Source organism: Streptomyces sp. NPDC024632, from assembly GCF_055559175.1.
This window is the reverse complement of sequence record NZ_JBVHLD010000004.1, coordinates 211,056-227,604: the sequence shown is the minus strand read 5'-3', so window position 1 is coordinate 227,604 and position 16,549 is coordinate 211,056. Positions and strand designations below refer to the sequence as shown.

General features: G+C 73.4%; 8 protein-coding genes and 2 riboswitches. Of the genes, 1 reads left to right on the top strand and 7 read right to left on the bottom strand.

Going from position 1 to position 16,549, the window contains the following annotated elements:
* Window positions 1-83 precede the first annotated feature (83 nt).
* The 4 genes from ACZ37P_RS10590 to ACZ37P_RS10575 all read right to left on the bottom strand — a co-directional run bounded on the left by ACZ37P_RS10590 (window position 84) and on the right by ACZ37P_RS10575 (window position 7,777).
* Entirely contained in the window at window positions 84-1,751 is a 1,668-nt protein-coding gene (locus ACZ37P_RS10590; protein ID WP_467346019.1) for an ABC transporter ATP-binding protein, read from the bottom strand.
* Window positions 1,748-2,962, bottom strand: coding sequence for a CbiQ family ECF transporter T component (locus ACZ37P_RS10585; RefSeq protein WP_467346213.1), 1,215 nt, complete (start codon window positions 2,960-2,962; stop codon window positions 1,748-1,750). The genes ACZ37P_RS10590 and ACZ37P_RS10585 overlap by 4 nt, the downstream gene beginning before the upstream one ends.
* A gap of 100 nt (window positions 2,963-3,062) precedes the next feature.
* Complete coding sequence (locus ACZ37P_RS10580; RefSeq protein WP_467346018.1) at window positions 3,063-4,079, bottom strand: hypothetical protein; 1,017 nt, start codon at window positions 4,077-4,079, stop codon at window positions 3,063-3,065.
* Window positions 4,076-7,777, bottom strand: coding sequence for a prenyltransferase/squalene oxidase repeat-containing protein (locus ACZ37P_RS10575; RefSeq protein ID WP_467346017.1), 3,702 nt, complete (start codon window positions 7,775-7,777; stop codon window positions 4,076-4,078). The genes ACZ37P_RS10580 and ACZ37P_RS10575 overlap by 4 nt, the downstream gene beginning before the upstream one ends.
* Before the next feature lie 107 nt (window positions 7,778-7,884).
* A riboswitch (cobalamin riboswitch) is annotated at window positions 7,885-8,017 on the bottom strand.
* Window positions 8,018-8,070: 53 nt separating this feature from the next.
* Window positions 8,071-8,223, top strand: a riboswitch (cobalamin riboswitch).
* Window positions 8,224-8,323: 100 nt separating this feature from the next.
* Between ACZ37P_RS10575 and ACZ37P_RS10570 the strand changes: the two genes are divergently transcribed.
* On the top strand, window positions 8,324-9,760 hold the full coding sequence (locus ACZ37P_RS10570; RefSeq protein ID WP_467346016.1) for a hypothetical protein: 1,437 nt from the start codon (window positions 8,324-8,326) through the stop codon (window positions 9,758-9,760).
* Here ACZ37P_RS10570 and ACZ37P_RS10565 read toward each other — a convergent pair.
* The 3 genes from ACZ37P_RS10565 to ACZ37P_RS10555 all read right to left on the bottom strand — a co-directional run bounded on the left by ACZ37P_RS10565 (window position 9,739) and on the right by ACZ37P_RS10555 (window position 16,520).
* The gene (locus tag ACZ37P_RS10565) at window positions 9,739-10,683 is read right to left on the bottom strand and encodes a cobalamin-binding protein (RefSeq protein ID WP_467346015.1); all 945 of its coding nucleotides are present in this window, start codon (window positions 10,681-10,683) and stop codon (window positions 9,739-9,741) included. The genes ACZ37P_RS10570 and ACZ37P_RS10565 overlap by 22 nt on opposite strands.
* A gap of 151 nt (window positions 10,684-10,834) precedes the next feature.
* Window positions 10,835-14,395, bottom strand: coding sequence for a family 78 glycoside hydrolase catalytic domain (locus ACZ37P_RS10560; protein ID WP_467346013.1), 3,561 nt, complete (start codon window positions 14,393-14,395; stop codon window positions 10,835-10,837).
* A gap of 472 nt (window positions 14,396-14,867) precedes the next feature.
* A complete protein-coding gene (locus tag ACZ37P_RS10555; RefSeq protein ID WP_467346011.1) occupies window positions 14,868-16,520 on the bottom strand; it encodes a TROVE domain-containing protein in 1,653 nt (550 codons plus the stop codon).
* Window positions 16,521-16,549: the final 29 nt, after the last annotated feature.

The following is a 16,549-nucleotide window of genomic DNA, read 5'->3' as shown; positions in this document are numbered from 1 at the left end:
ACGGCCCGTCCAACGCCCGGCCGCGCCCTTGCCGTTGCCCGCGCCCCCGCTCGTGTGCGTGGCGCCCGTCCTGGCCGTGGCCATCACTTCGCCTCGGCTTTCGCGAGCGCGTCCGCGACCTGACCGACCGTCAGGTAGGGCAGCGGGGCGAGGATCTTGGCGGTCTGCGGTGCGAAGGCCGGTGAGGCGACGATGACATCGGCGGTGGGGCCGTCGGCGACCGTCTCGCCCTCGGCCATGACGATCACGCGGTCGGCGCTCGCGGCGACGAACTCCACGTCGTGCGTGGAGATCACGACGCTGCGGCCCTCGGCGGCGAGCGCGTCCACGATCCGGATGAGGGCCTGCTTGGCCTGGTAGTCGAGGCCGCGGGTCGGCTCGTCCAGCAGGACGACGTCGGGTGCGGTGGTGAGTTGGATAGCCAGCACGAGCGAGAGCTTCTGGCCTTCCGACAGGTCGCGGGGGTGGGTGTCGTCGGGGATGCCGGGCGCGAGCCGGTCGAGGATCGCCCGCGCGGTGCTCGGGGCCGCCCCGGCCGACTCCCGGTCGGCCTGGGCCAGTTCGGCGCCGACCGTCTCCAGGTAGAGCAAATCGGTGGGGGTCTGCGGGACCAGGCCGACGCGGCGGCGCTCAGGTCCCGACGTCGTACGCCGTCCGCCGAACCGCCGTGCCGAGGCCCCCGGCTCGGGTGCGGCCGGGTCCGCGCCCTGAGCGAACCGTACGGTTCCGCCCTGTCGCGGCCCGGCGCCGTGGACCGCCCACAACAGGGACGACTTGCCCGAGCCGTTGCGGCCCATCAGCGCGGTGACCTCACCGGCCCGCAGTTCCAGGTCCACCTCGCGGACGGCGACCACGTCTCCGTAGCGCACGACGATCCCGCTGGCGGTCAGCAGCGGTGTGCCCGTGCCGTGCGAGACGCGGACCGGCGGCACCGGGCGTCCGGCGAGCCGTTCGCGCAAGGGAACTGCGGCGCGGCGGGCGTCGCGTACGGACAGCGGCAGCGGTTCCCAGCGGGCCAGGCGGCCGAGGTCGACCACGGGGGGCGCGACCGAGGCGGTACGGAAGGCGACGGACGGCGGGGCGGAGGTGACGGTGCCGTCGCCGGTCAGGTGCAGGACGCGGTCGGCGTACTGCACGACGCGCTCCAGGCGGTGTTCCGCGAGCACGACGGTCACCCCGAGGTCGTGCACGAGCCGGGTCACGGCGGCGAGGACTTCCTCGGCGGCGGTCGGGTCGAGCGCGGAGGTGGGCTCGTCCAGCACCAGGACCTTGGGGTGGGCGGTGAGGACGGACCCGATGGCGACGCGCTGCTGCTGGCCGCCGGACAGCTCGCTCAGCGCGCGGTGCCGCAGGTCGGCCAGGCCCATCAGATCGAGGGTCTCCTCGACGCGCTTGCGCATGACGTCGGCGGGGACTGCCAACTGCTCCATGACATAGGCCAGTTCCTCCTCGACGGTGTCGGTGACGAATCCGGCGAGCGGGTCCTGGCCCACGACGCCCACCACGTCGGCGAGTTCACGCGGCGGGTACGTCGCGGTGTCGCGGCCGTCGACGGTGACACGGCCCGCGAGTGTGCCGCCGGTGAAGTGCGGCACCAGGCCGTTGACCGTGCCGAGCAGCGTGGACTTGCCCGCGCCGGTCCTGCCGACGACCAGGCACAGTTCGCCTTCCTCCAAGGTCAGGTCCACGTCCCGCAGCACGGGCTGCTCGGAGCCCGCGTACACGACGCTGACCTGGTCGAATCGGATCACAGCAGGGCCTCGCTGGGCTTGTCGGCGGTTTCGGCGGTTTCGGCTGTCGTGGCGGTCGCGGCGGCTCCGCCGGGCGGCACGGCGGAGCGCCCGGCCGTGGCGCTTCTCGCGCTCTTCGCGCTCTTCGCTCTCTTCGCGGCGGATGTGCGCGGCGGGGGCGGCGCGGCGAAGGCGGCGGTGCCCGCGAGCAGGATCGCGGCGGCGGGCAGCCACGGCAGTGACGGCCAACGCAGCGGATACAGGCTGGGGTTGAGGTCGGCGGCGTTGTAGCCGACGGTCAGGAACAGCACGGTGGCGGTGGCGACGCCGCACAGCGCGACCACCCACTCCGCGGACCGCCAGGGGTCGGGTCGGTAGCTGGTGCGCCGTATCCGCCGCCCGCCGAGCGCGAGTCCGGCGCAGCACAGCAGCGACCCGCCGAGCATGGCGGGCAGTCCGAGCGCGCGCGGGGTGGTGCCGTCCAGCAGCCCGTAGATGCCAGTGCACAGGCCGAGCATGCCGCCGAGCATCAGGACGGCGGTGGTACGGCGTGAGGCGCGGGTCGCGGTGCCGGCCCGGCCGTAGCCGCGCGAGTCCATGGCGGCGGCCAGGTGCAGGGAGCGTTCCAGCGCGTCCTCCAGTACGGGGATGAGGATGCCGCGCAGCGCCCGCAGCCCCTTGGCCCGGTCGGCCCGCAGCCGTCGGGCGCGCGCCACCCGCTGGACGCTTTCGACGAGTTGGGGGGCGACGCTCAGCGACACCGTGACGGCGACGCCGAGTTCGTACAGCGCGCCGGGCAGGACGCGCAGGGCCCGCTTGGGGTTGGCGAGGGTGTTCGCGGCGCCGATGCAGCACAGCAGGCAGGCCAGCCGCAGTCCGTCAGTCGCGGCGGACAGGGTGGCCTCGAGCGACACCGGGCCGCCGAGCTGAATTCCCGCGTACCAGTGGGGAGTCGGGATGTGCGGCAGCGAGAACATGATGTGGTCGGCGGGTGTGATGCCGCTGGCGAAGACGCAGCGGAAGACGACGCGGATCGCGACGACCGTCAGCGCGAGGTACAGGTAGTACTTGAAGCCCTTCGCCCAGGGGGCGTCGGTGCGGCGCTCGGTGACGACGTAGCCGAGGACGACCAGGACCAGGCCGAGCAGCAGCGGGTTGGTGGTGCGGCTGACCGCGGTGGCCAGGGCGATGCCCCAGATCCACCAGGCGACCGGGTGCAGGGTGCGCGGCAGCCGCCGCCCGGTGTGCGGGGAGGCGGCGGCGCGCGGCGGTACCGCGGCGGCGTGCGCGGGACCGCCGGTCGGGGACGGAGGCGGGGCGGTGGACAACGCGCTACTCCGCGTTCCGCCGCCGCCGGGTCCTGACGACGATGAATCCGGCGATCACGGCCACGACGGCCGCGGTCAGGGCGAAGGGCAGGACCGAGCCGGACGAATGGCTCGCGGCGGCGGTCGGCTCCGCGTCCTGCGTGCGGGGCTGCCCTGGCGACGGCGTTCCGCCCGTGGCCGTGCCCGGCGCGGTGCTCGCGGACGCGGTCCCGGTGGGGGTCGCGGTGGGCGGGGCCGAGGTGGTGGCTGGTGTCGTACGGGTCGCGGACGGCGTGGTGGCGGCCGGTCGTGAGGTCTTCCCGGGCGCCGAGCCCGCGGTGGTGTGCGTACCGGCGGGCTTGGTCGGCCTGGGCGGGGCCGAAGTGGCTCCGCCGGACGTGGTGTTGTGCGCCCGGACGCTGTCGGGTGAGAACGTCGGACGGCCCTGCGTGCCCGCGACGTTGGTGGCGCCGAAGATCCACAGGTCCACACTGCCGGGCTTGGGGTGGTAGCTCATCGCGCCCAACTGGCTGTAGGACCAGGTGTTCTGCCCCGCGTCGGCGTGCCAGTACGACCAGTAGGCGGTCGCGGGCGGCGTCAGCACACAGGGGGCGTCCTTGGACGTCGGATACTGCTTGCCGCCCTGGTAACCGGCGTAGCCGATCCGGCAGATGAAGGCCGGACCGTCGTGCTGGGTGCCGGTGGTGGCCCAGCCGCCCTGGTTCAGCAGGGTGTAGCCGGTGGTGGGCGTGGTGCCGCAGGAGCGCAGCAGCGGGCCGCCCCAGTGGCTGAAGTCCACCGCGAGCACGACGCCCTTGGTGGTCGTGCACGCGCTCATCGGCTGCGCGGTCGCCATCGCGGGCGCCGCGCCCACGGTGAGCCCGCCGCACACGGCGGCGAGCGTCAGCGCGAGCGCGGTGACCGTACGGGCGAGGACCGATCGTGCGCCGGGCCGCCGTGGGTGGCCGGACGCGCCTGCGACGGGCGCCGCCCGCCGGGCCGTTGACCGCATGCCATGGGCCGGCCGAATGCCGTGGATCACTGGTGCCTCCCGCCCTGTTGTGCGGTGCGCCGCCGCCGTACGGTCAGCGCGCTGCCGAGGGCCAGCAGCAGCGCGGCGAGACCGGCCGCCGCGAGCACGCCGGTGCCGGTGGCGGCCAGCGAGCCGCCGCTGCCGCCGGAGTCCGTGCCGCCCGCGGCGCCGGACGAGCCGCCGGAACCGGAAGAACCGGAAGAACCGCCGGTGGAGCCGCCGCCCGAGGGCGCGATGGGCGCGAGCGCGTGGGTGAGCGTGGTCAGCGGGGTGCCCGCGAGTGCCGGGACGGCCTGGGTGCTGGACCGCAGGTCGGAGTCGCCCGCCGCGGCGGTGATCCGGAAGCCGCCGTCCTTGTTCTGCGTGGTGCGCAGGAACTTCTGCCCGTCGCGCGCCTGTTGGGGCCGGATCTTGTCGGTGGCCAGCAGCGCCTGGACGGCGAGCGCGGTGGAGTTGCTGCTGACGCCCGCCGCGCCCTGGTAACCGCCGCTGGACTGCTGGGCCTTGACGAGATACGTACGCGCCTTGGTGACCGCGTCCGCGTGTCCCGGCACCAGGACGAGCGCCTGGAGCGCGTAGCCGGTGGTATCCACGTCGGAGGCGCAGTCGGCGCCCGGCGCGTCCAGCGTGGAGGAGAAACCGCCGTCCGCGCACTGGAGTTGGAGCAGCCGGTTCACGGCGGCGGCGGGCGGGGTCTGGCCCGCGCGGGCCAGGGCGAGGACGCCGAGGGACTGGGAGACCGTCGAGTACGCCTGGTCGAAGTCGCCGGGGGCGGTGCAGGAACCGTCCTCGGCGGCGGCCGTGCAGACGTGGCCGCTGAGCGTGCCGATCAGGTCGAAGCCGCCGAAGTGCCGCGGGTCCTGGCCCATGACCTGGGCGAGCACCGCGAGTTTGGCGGTGGCGCCGCTGTACGGGCCGGGGTAGGCGGAGGTGCCCGCCGGGTCGGCGTAGTCCGCGACGTGTCCCGCGAGGTAGCCGGTGACCTTGGTCAGCGTCGGGTCCTGGCCGCCGGTGGAGGCGAGCGCGAGGGCGAGGTCGGCGGTCAGACCGTAGTCGGGGCCGTAGGTGCTGGCCAGGTGGTCGCTGCCGTCGAGCTGCTCGACCAGGTACGCGGCCCCTTCGGCCGCCGCCTTCTGGTCGGCGAGGTCGCGCAGCAGGGTGCCGAAGGACGTGCCGACCGCGCCGCCGACGGCCTGCGTGGAGGCGCGTACGTCGGACTGCTTCTGGTCGGTGTCGGAGGCGACCCGGAAGCCGCCGTCCGCGTTCTGCTGCGCGGCCAGGAACGCGCGCGCCTTGGCGATCTGCGCGCGGTACCCCGTGCCGCCCAGGGTGAGGCCCTGGACGGCGAGGGCGGCGGAGTTGACGGAGTCACCGGCCGCGCCCCGGAAGCCGCCGTCGCCGAGCTGCTTGCTCGCGATCCAGGCCGCGCCCTTGGCGACCGCCTTGGCCGCGGCGTCGCCGGGCACCAGGTCGAGGGCCATGATCGCCATCGCCGTGCTGTCCACGTCCTGGTCGCCGGCGGCCGGGATCAGGCTCGGCCAGGCGCCGCTGGAGTCCTGGAGGCTCTCCAGGTACGCGACCGGCCCGGCCGCCTTGGCGGTGTCACCCGCGCGCAGTTGGGCGATGACGCCGAGGGACTGGGAGAACACCGAGGTGGCGTAGGCGTAGTTGTTCCTGGCGGCGCAGCCGCCCGAGGTGTCGGCCGCGGCGCAGACGGTGGCGTCGAGCGCGGCGATCAGGTCGTGGCCGCCGAAGGCGCGCGGGTCGTTGCCGGTGACCTCGGCCGCGACGGCCTCCTTGGCGAGCGAGCCGCCCTGCGCGTAGGAGGTGCCGATCAGCGTCCAGTCGTCGATGCCGCGGCCGGAGCCGTCCTTGCCGTGCTGGAGGAAGTCGGTGATCCCGGCGAGGGTGTCGTCGGCGCCGCCGGTCGCGGCCAGCGCGAGCACGCCGTCGACGGTCAGGCCGAAGTCGGCGAAGCCGGTGTTCTGGCCCGCGCCGGACTCGTAGTAGTGGCCGTCCACGAGATTGCCGCGGTTGATGAGGTACGCGACGCCCTTGGCCAGGTCGGGGGTTGCCGCGGCCGGGGTGGTCGGTCCGGTCGTGGGCGGGGTGGTCGGCGGGGTCGTGGGCGGGGTCGTCGGCGCGGTGGTGGGGGGCGTCGTCGGCGGGCTCGTCGGGGTGTCGCCGTAGGTGAGGCTGCCGAGGTCGCTGGAGGTCACGGCGAGGACGGCGGCGGTCGAGGCGTACAGGTCCGGGTCGGTGCCGCCGGAGCCGTCGGAGGCGAAGCCGCCGCCGTCGGTCTGCCGGGCGGCGAGCCAGGAGCGGGCGGCGGCGGCGCGGTCGGTCTGCGCCAGTACGGTCAGCGCCTGGGCCGCGGAGGAGGTCGTACCGGTGTCGCCGGAGGACGCCCCCTCGTACGCGAGGTAACCGCCGTCGGCGGACTGCGTCTTGGTGAGGTACGCCCGCGCCTTGTCCAGCACGTCGCCGGTACCGGGCAGGTGCTTGAGGGCGACGACGGCGTCGGCGGTCGAACCGGGGTCGGACGTGCAGCGCTCGCCGGGCGAGAGCATCGAGCCGGAGAATCCGCCGTCGGCGCACTGCATCCCGGTGAGCCGGTCGACGGCGGGCCGCGGCACGGTGGCGCCGCCGCGGGCCAGCGCGAGCAGGGCGCGGGCCTGGGTGCCGGGCGAGAAAGCGCCGTGGAAGTCACCGGCCGCGGTGCAGTTGCCGAGGCTTCCGGCCGCCGCGCAGACGTTGTCCGTCAGGTCCTTGAGCAGGTCGTGGCCGCCGAAGGAGGTGGGGTCACCGCCCAGGATCTCGGTGAGCAGCGCCAGGTTGGCCGCCGCGGCCGGGCTCGGCACGGTGACCGTGGAGTCCGGGAGCAGGTAGTCGTCGGCGTGCGCCGTCAGAAAGGCGTCGATCGCGCGGATCGTGGCGTCGGGGCCGCCGGCCGCCGCGAGTGCGATGGCGGTGTTCGCGGTGGCGCCGAAGTCGGTGCCCCAGCCGTCGAAGACGTGGTCGCCGTCGGTGAGTTGCCTCGTCAGCCAGGTGGCCGCGGCCGCCGTGTCGGCCTGTCCGCCGGGACCGGTCGGGGGCGTGGTCGGCGGCGTCGTGGGCGGGGTGGTCGGCGGCGTGGTGGTGTCGTGGGCGCGGACGGAGTCCGGTGTGAACGAGGGACCGCCGGTGCCGCCGCCGATGTCGGTGGGACCGAACACCCACGCCTCGACCTCGCCGTCCTGCGGGTGGTCGCCGAGCGCGCCGAGCGGGCTGTACGTCCAGGTGTCCTGTCCCGCGGGCGCGATCCAGAACGACCAGTACGCGTTCGCGGGCGGGGTCAGGACGCACGCCTCGTCGGCGGTCGTCGGGTACTGCGTGCCGCTGTCGAAGCCGTCGTTGCCAATCCGGCAGATGAAGCCGGGGCCGTCGTGCACGGTGCCGGTGGTGGTGAATCCGGCGTTGTGCAGCAGATTCATGCCCGTGGTGGGGTGCGCGTCGCAGCCGCGCAGCACCGGGCCGTTCCAGTGCCCGTAGTCCACCGCGACGATCGCCCCCGAGGTGGGTGTGCAGTCGCCGATCGGGTCCGCGCCCGCCGGGGTCGCCACCGAGACCAGTCCGGCCGTGAGGCTGCCGAAGGTCAGCGCCGCCGCGGTGAGCAGGACGACGATGCGCGGCCGTCTGTGACGGCGGCGCGGGACAAGACGAAGCACGGGTGGCCCCCCGGGTCGGCCGACGGGGAGGGCGGGCCGCGGAGGCGAGGCGGCCTGGCGGTTGACGCGGCCGTCCTGTCGTCCGTGCCGTAGTCCTCGACGGCGATCGTGACTTGCTGCTCAGCGCAGGTGATCCGGCTCGCCCGCCTCTCGGAGGGCCTACGGTTGCGGGTCAGCGCCGGACTTGGACCGGCTTCCCCTGGCTGCTGAATCGGAAATACGTTTCATAGCACCACGTCGGCGTGTGCCCCGTCAACGTGGCGGGCAGTTGCCTTCACCACTCCCCCGCGACCCTTACGTCACGCGCGTGCTGCGCTAGCCTCGGCTGGTCGCCGACTGGGGGAATCCGGTGAGAGTCCGGAGCTGACGCGCAACGGTAGGGGCCGCCTTTCGCGGTGGTCCGAGCCCGATCACCCGCTCGGAGACGCAGCACGTGCGGAAGCCTGACCACGCGTTCGGGCGGCGACCGCCTCGGCGCGGGCCGGTCGTGAGGACAGCCGTGTGCCGGGGCGCGAGGCGCCCCCTTCCAAGGAGAGTCCTCCACCCATGACCGTTCCTGTGACCGTGCCCTCCCGCACCGCCCGGCGCCGGGCACTCGCCGTCGCCGTACCGCTGGCGGCCGGAGCCCTGCTGTTCACCGCGACCGCGCCCGCGCGGGCGACCTCGACCCCGGCGCAGATCGCCACGTCCAAGGCGAACGGCGTCGCCTATCTGAAGTCGCTTCAGGCCGCCGACGGCTCGTACGCGGGCGGCGGTCTGTCCAACGAGTGGGCGTTCAGCGCCTTCGCCGCCGCGGGCACCGCGGCGGCCGACGTCTCTCCCGGCGGCGACACCACGAAGAACGCCAGGACCGTCTACCGGAATCTGCTGGCCACCGCCGCGTGGCCGTCCGCGTCGCCGGTGGTGACGGACTACGAGCGCGGCGCGCTCAACGCGTACGCGGCGGGCATCGATCCGGCCCGCGTCGGCACCGGCCGCAATCTGATCGCGGACATCGCCTCGTACTGGCAGCCCGCCTCACCCGGCTACTTCGGGCCGCCCGCCAACTTCAACGGCACCGTCTTCGGGCTGCTGGCGCTGGCCGGGGCGAAGACGCAATCGGGCGGGCAGCGCGTGCCGCAGGCCCTGCTCGACGCGTCGGTGGCGGTCGTGCGCGCCAACGAGCACACCGACGGCGGCTGGAACTACGCGAAGGCGGCGGGCGATCCGACGCAGCTCGGCGCCGCGAGCGACATCGACATGACCGGCGCGACCCTGGCGTCGCTGTGCTCGGCCGGGGTGCCCAACACCGACACGGCCGTCGTCGCGGGCAAGAACTTCCTCAAGGGCAAACTCGTCAACGCCACCGGCGCCTTCACCTCGATGTTCGGCGCGAACACCGACTCCAACGGCTGGGCCGTCTCCGGCCTGAACGCCTGCGGATTCAACGCGCAGGGCACGGACTTCACCACCGCGGCGCGCAAGACGCCGGTCGACTTCCTGCTCGCCCAGCAGTTCGGTCCGGGCGGCGGCTTCCGCTACCTGCCCACCGACACGAGCCCGTCGGCGTACGCCTCGATCGACGCGGTCCGCGCGGTCGCGGGCGGCGGCTTCACCGCCACTCCCCCGGCCCCGGTCACTCCCGGCGCGCCCGCCTGGGCCGCCACCACCGACTTCACCAGCGGCTCCACCAGCAAGCTCGCGCTCGTCGTGGACAACGGCGGCGGTTCGCTGAAGGTGTGCTCGGTGCCGGTCGCGGCGACCGGTACGACCACGACGCTCGGTACGGTCCTGGACGCGGCGGCGTCGTCCGCGACGCCCGGCGGCTGCGTCACCGCCGTCACGCCCGCCACCGGCACGGGCGCGGTCACGGCGCTCAACGGCACCGTCAACTCCGGTGCGGCGACGTGGAAGTCGAGCCTGGACGGCTCGGCGCCGATCGCCGCCTCGCGCGCCACGACCGTCCACCTCGGTGACACGGTCTACCTGCGGTACGGGAGCTGACCGGCTCCCGCCAGCGGGCGCGCTTCCGCGGCGGTGACCGGTTCCGCCGGTTCGACGCCGTGGAGCGCGTGGGCCAGGACTTCGGCGCCGCGCACGACGCGGGGTCCCGGCCGGTTGAAGTAGGCGGGTCCGTCCAGGACCCACACGCGCCCGTCGCGGACGGCGGGCAGTTCGGCCCATGAGGGGTGGCCGGTCAGCAGGCCGGCCTCCTTCAGTGTGCGCTCGGGCGGGAAGCCGCACGGCAGCAGCACGACCGCTTCCGGCGCGGCTTCCCGCAGCGCGGTCCACTCCATGGGCGCGGTGTGCTCGCCCGGTCGCGCGAGCAGGGGTTCGCCGCCCGCGCAGCGGATCTGTTCCGGGACCCAGTGCCCCGCGGGCCACAGCGGGTCCAGCCATTCGATGGCGGCCACCCGCGGCCGGGGGCGGCCCGCCACCCGCTCCCGTACCGCCGCCAGCCGCTCCTCCAGCTCCGCCGTCCTGCGGGCCGCGGCCTCAGGAACGCCCAGCACGTCACCGACCTGGCGCACGCAGGCGAGCACGTCGGGCAGGGTCTTCGGCTCCAGGCTGATCACGCGCGGTCCTTCGCCGTCCAGCACGCGTACGGAGTCGGTGACCGCGCCGTAGGAGACGGCGCAGACCTGGCAGAGGTCCTGGGTGAGGACCACGTCGGGCGCCAACTCGGCGAGCAGCGCGGTGTCCAGGGTGTAGAGGGACGAGCCCCGGTGCGCGGCGCCGCCGACGGCCCGCGAGATCTCCCGGCTGCTGAGCGCGTCCGGGTCGAATTCCGCGCCGGTCACCACCGGTACGTCGGCGACCACCTCCGGCGGCCAGTCGCACTCATGGGTACGGCCCACGAGGGCGTCGCCGAGGCCGAGTTCGACGACGATGTCGGTCGCGGCGGGGAGCAGGGAGACGATGCGCATACCGGGAACGGTAGCCGGGCGGCGGGCGGGGGCTCGCGCGGCCGAGGGGAAGCGGAGGACAAGGACAAGGCCGGGTGCCACGGGTTGATCGTGGCACCCGGCCTTGGTTCAGGGGGATTCAGCGGGGTTCAGGGCCTGCGGCGAGAGGCGGTCAGCCCCATGGCCCGTGTCCGGCGGAGCCCACGGTCAGCGGTCCGATCGCCAGGCTCGGCCGCCCGCTGGTGCCGTGCACCGCGCCTGCCGGGACCCGGACCGTCACCTCGCCGTTCCCGCGCGGGGTGACGGTGAACGTCCAGGTCGTGCCCGCCGCGCCGACGCCGTTGGCGGTGAGGCCGGTGACGGTGCCGTTGGACACCCGCAGGTCGGCGGCGGTCAGGCCGGTGACCTGCTGGTCGAGGGTGAGCGTCACCGGGATGGGCTTCCCGCGTGTCGCGCTCACCGCCGTGGTGGCCAGCGAGCCGGTGGGCGTGTCGCCGACCCGGTACGCGCCGCCGCACACGCCCGTCAGCAGCGGGTCAGCGGTCACGGCCCGGCTGCCCGAGGTGCTGAGCACATGGCAGCCGACGCCGACGCGCACCGCGAGCCTGCCGTCGTCCTGCCGGGTCGCGGTCCGCGCACGGCCGTCCACGTACACCGTCGTCCCCCGGTATCCGTCGGTGACCGGCACGCTCACCGTGGCGACGGAGTTGCCCGGCACCGACACGCCGAGGTCGGTACGGTCGCCGACGCGGTGGAAGGACGCGCCGACCGTGCCTTTGACGGTCGGTGTCGTCACCGAGCCGTACGTCTGGTCGCCCGGCTGCGGACGCACGGTGAAGGTGTCGTAGCCCGGCGTGGACGGCGCGATGCCGTACATGTCGCGCGGGATGACGTACGAGGGGGCGGTGGCCCACGGGTGCGACCACGTCATGTTGCTCTTCTCGGCCGGGTCCCACGCCTCGCCGGTGGCGCCCGCGCCCAGGTCGATCATGTGCAGCCAACTGTTGGTGCCGTGCGAGGTGAGCAGGTCGAGCGCTTCCTGCGCGTGGCCCGCGTTGTACAGCCCCTGGAGCAGGAAGCCCGAGCAGTAGACGCTGCACGCCATGCCGCGCGAGGTGAGGTACGACGCGACCGCGTCGTACTGCTGTCGGCTCGCGGGGACGCCGAAGGCGGCGGGGAACGCGGTCGCCTGGACCGCGAAGTGCCCGGTCGGCTTCATGTCGGCGCTGAGCCCGTCGTCGTACGCGCCCTTGCCCGCGTTGTAGAACGCCGAGTTGAGGGTGGTGCGCAGCCGGTCGGCGATCACGGTGAAGTTCGCCGCGTCGGCGCTCTTGCCGAGGGAGGCGGCCAGGACCGCCATCTGCGAGAAGTTGCTGTACGACAGGGCGCCCAGGATGGTGTTCTTCGCGGCGAAGACATAGCCGTCACGGCTGCCCTCCGGCCAGTCCACGATGGCGTCCGACTGGTCGATGGTGCCGAGCGCCGCGTTGTAGTCCTTGCTGAGCAGCTTGGGCACGAGCGCGTCGTACATCCGCTTGACCTGGTCGGTGGAGCCGGTCTGCCGCCAGTTGTCGTAGACGGACGTGATCACGTAGAGCGGCCATTCCTGCGGCCAGGTGCGGTGGTTGGCGAAGTAATCCATCGAGTAGACGCCGAGTGTCGGGTCGTCGCTGAGGTAGAGGCTCGCCAACTGGTGGATGTAGTTGTCGGATTCGTACGGTCCGCGCTCGCGGGTCCAGGAGTCGACGTAGAAGTTCTGGTTGGTGGTCTCCACGGTGTTCTTGGCGAGCTGCCAGACCGAGACGAGGTCGGGGTCGGACGAGGTGAGCTGGGCGCCGCTCTCGTCGAACGGGTAGACCATGGCGAGGGCCTGGAGATTGTCGGCCGTGACGGGGACGGGCGAGTTGAGGACGTCGAGGTAGCGGAAGACGCGCATGCCCCAGGTGTCGACGCTCTGGGTGCCGCCGCGCAGGGTGACGACGTCCTGGTACTCGTTGCCCGCGCGCAGCTTGTAGCGCACGGTCGTCGGGTCGGACAGTTCCTCGCCGTAGCGGAGGGTGACCTTGCGTCCCGCTGTGCCGGGCAGCGTGAGGTGGACGCCGCCCTGCCAGGTCTGGCCGAAGTCGACGAGGTAGTTCCCGCTGCCCTTGTCGGTGATCTTCACGGGCCGCCTGAGCTGTTCCCGGACCTTGCCGAACGGGGTCGGCCGCAGGTCGGCGAACGCGGTCTTCGCGGTGGCGGCGGGCCACGCGGAGTCGTCGTACCCGTAGCGGCCGAAGCCGTCCGGGTAGCGGCTCATCGTGATGTCCTCCTGCGGCATGTTCCAGTAGCTGGTCCCGGTGGACTTCGCGGACGGCCAGATGTCCGCCCCTGACATGCTCCTCCAGCCGGGTCCTGTGCCGACCGTGCTCGTGCTGCCGTCGGTGTAGCGGATCACCAGATACGCCTGGAAACGCTGGTCCTTGGTGGTGTACGCGACCGCCGACAGCGCGTGCTCGCCGCCGGACCGCAGCGCGGCCGTCACGTCGAAGCCGTCGTAGCGGGTCTCCTTGTCCAGCGCCTCGGTGGGGCCGAGACCCACGAACCGGCCGTCGAGATACAGCTTGTAGACGTACTGCTTGGCCGCGTCGAAGGAGGAGCCGGTCGCGAAGACGGTGGCCCAGGCGACCTGCTTGGTCCGCTTCCCGCTCTTGTCGAGCGTGAAGTCGTGGCGCAGCAGCGCCCAGTCGTTGGTGGCGTGGGAGCTGAGGCAGTCCGTCCTGGTGCCCACGGCGAGCGCGCCGTTCTGCACGGTGCCGCACGGGAAGGGCGCGCCGGTCGCGCCGAAGTCGTTGGCGTAGAGGGTCTTTCCGCTGTCGGCCGCCGCCAGGCTGGTGACGGTGACGTCGTCCGCGGTGCCCGTCTCGGTGCCGCCGGTACGGAATCCGATGCCGCCCTCGGCGAAGGCGGTGTCGGTCCTGGTGTCGACGACCTTGCCGTCGAGGAAGGTGGTGAGCGTCGAGCCGACCGCCTCGATGCGGACGTCGTGCGTGGTGCCGACGGCGAGCGTGGTGTTCAGCGGTACGGGCGTGCCCGCGCGGAAGGTGCCGTTGGTCTCGACGTGCGGGACAAGGGTGTTGGGGTTGCTGGTGTCCGACGCCCTGAACTGCCACATGTAGCCGTTGCGGACGTCGGGCGAGCGGAACTTCACCCCGAGCGCGACCTTGGTCACGGTCAGCTTCACGTCGAGGCGGTAGTCGGTCCAGGTGTCGACGGCGGGCGGCGCGGACCAGATCGGCGCGCTCGTGCCCCAGGTGGCGCCGGGTCCGGTGCCGAAGGTCGCGGGGGCCGACCACGCGGTGGCCCTGCCGCGCTCGTCCCAGACCCGCACCGACCAGGAGTAGCGCTCGGCGGCGCGCAGGGCGGCGCCGCCGTACGGGATCGCGGTCGCGGCGGCCGAGGCGACCTTCGCGCTGTCCCACACGACCCGGCCGCGGCCCGACTCGCCCTCGGTGACGCGGAGTTCGTAGCCGGTCTGGCGGCCGACCCCGGACTGCCAGCCGAAGCCGACGGTACCGGCGGGATCGACGTCCACGGGAGCGGACAGCGATCCGACCGTCAGGTGGGAGGGCGCGCCGCTGTTCCCCACGCCTGCCTGCTGCCCCGGGCCCGGCGCGCCCGGCGGCGCGGCGCTCGCGGGTCCGGCCAGCGGCTGGACCAGGACCAGGGCCGCGAGGGCCGAGGCCGTGGCCAAGAGGGACACCAGTCTTCGACGCATCGTCACAGTCCGTCCACGGAAGGGGATTGAATCGTTTCACTTCATCTGCTAGTGACGTTACGGACGCGTGAACGGGTGTGTCAAGACTCCTGACGCCGGGGGCCGGTGGGCGTATACGCCGGTCAAGGAGGCGGGGCACCGCGTGCTCGCGGGCGGGGGCTCGGGGTGCGGGGAATCGATTCAGTGGGGGTCGAATGGTCGTCGACGCCGAGGGGAGGGCCGCCCGGCGGCCTTCTTCGGCTCGGGTGGCCGTCGAAACCGCCGGGCCGGCCCGCCTTTGGCGCGCCTTCGGCTGTGTTCGTTCACGATCGAGTCGGTGCGCTGCCGGGCTCGGGCTTCGCCCGCTCGGTCGGGGTGCGGTGAGGCGGAGTCAGCGCAGCCCGCCCGCTCGGGGTGCGGTGAGGCGGAGTCAGCGCAGCCCGCCCGCACGGGGTGCGGTGAGGCGGGGTCAGCGCTCCCAGGGCCAGGACGCGGAGCGGCCGGACTCCAGGAGGGGGATCATGCCGAAGGCGTGGTCGGTGAGCCCGCCGAAGGTGTGGCGGTCGCCGGTGCCCGAGGGCATGGCGCCCGCCTTGTAGCCGGCCATGTTCCACATGTAGACCGGCACGTTCTTCGGGACGAGGGCGTCGATCTCCGTTTCGCGCATGCCGCCGTGGCCACTGGCGTTGGACGGGAACCAGCCGGGCCTGGTCTGCTCGTCGGTGACCACGACGATCCGGTCGTGGCCGCGGAAGTGGGCCTTGACCGCCGACGGGATGTCGGTGCCGTCGATCCGGCCGAACTTCTCGATCAGGCGCAGGACACTGCCGCCCTTCGGCACGGCGACCGGCCTGCTGCGCATGCCGAACTCGACCAGGGTCGGGTCGGCGGCGCGTACCGCCAGGGCGGCGCCGAAGACCGCGGCCTGCTCGGCCAGGGTGATGTCCGAGCTGTTCGGCGTGGAGAAGCCGAAGCCGGGGAACATCGACGGCGAGCGGTCGACCAGGATCAGCGTGCGGCCGGGCAGCGCGGGCACGTTGGCGAGCGAGAGGTTCAGCGCCTTGTCCAGCGCGTGACCCCAGCGCAGCGATGCGACGTGCTTGTGGGCCGCCCAGAACCGGAACGGGAGCATGCGCGAGCGCGCCACCCGCTCCGGGTCGCAGATCGTGGCCGCGACCTGCGCCGCGGCCTCGTCGGACACCCCGGCGCGGTCGAAATTCCGCAGGTTGCGGACCAGCGCGAAGACACCCATCGACGGGATGACCGTCTCCCACGCGGCCTTGTCCATCGGGCCCTGGAGCCAGCCCGCCAGCGCTTCCCACGTCATGCCCGCTGCGGCGATACGGCTGCTGCCGTCGGTGCCGTCGGTGCCGTCGGTCCGGTCACCGCCACCGCTCCCGAGGAGGCCGCGGCGGTTCCCGACCGGCACGGCCATCAGCTCGGCCCGGCCGCGGACGATCCGCAGCGCGGCCGGGATGTCGTCGCCGCGGCCGTGTCGCCGGTCGATGGCGTGCTTGAACAGGTCGCCCTGCCAGGGCTTGTCGGCGGCAGGCGAGGGATGGACGAGTTCGAGGACGTCACCGAAGCGGTAGCCCTTGGACTCGGTGTCGTACTTCAGCAACGACCGCTCGCTGTACAGGCGTTGTACGGCGTCGGCGACACCGCGCTTGACGGGCTTGGGAAGCCGGCGGCCGAACGTCGAGGTCCAGTAGGCGAGGAACTCGCCGGGCTCGTCGGGCCGTTGGAGCACCGAGTCGACGACCTGCCGGGAGTAGCCGGGCGCGTCGTTGCGCAGCCGCTCGGCGGTGAACTCCGCGGCGCCGACCAGCGCCGCCGTGCGCATGTTGCCGTCACCGCGCAACCAGGCCAGGAGCGCGGCCGTCCACCGCGGGTCCTCGATCGCCAGTCGGCGGACCAGCCGCTGGTACCGGTCGTCGCGGTCGCCGCCCTTCTCGTAGAAGGTGTCGGTGCCCACGACGTTGGATATCGCGAGCAGGAAGAGCTCGGACCGCGGGTCGCGCAGGTGGCCGGAGCCGCCCTCCGCCGTCACGGTCCGCGCGCCGGACGTGGTCACGGGCGACGTGACCCGCGGCTTGACGCCGCGCTGATTGAAACGAGACATGGAAGAGTCCCCCCGCGTCGGAGGGGAAG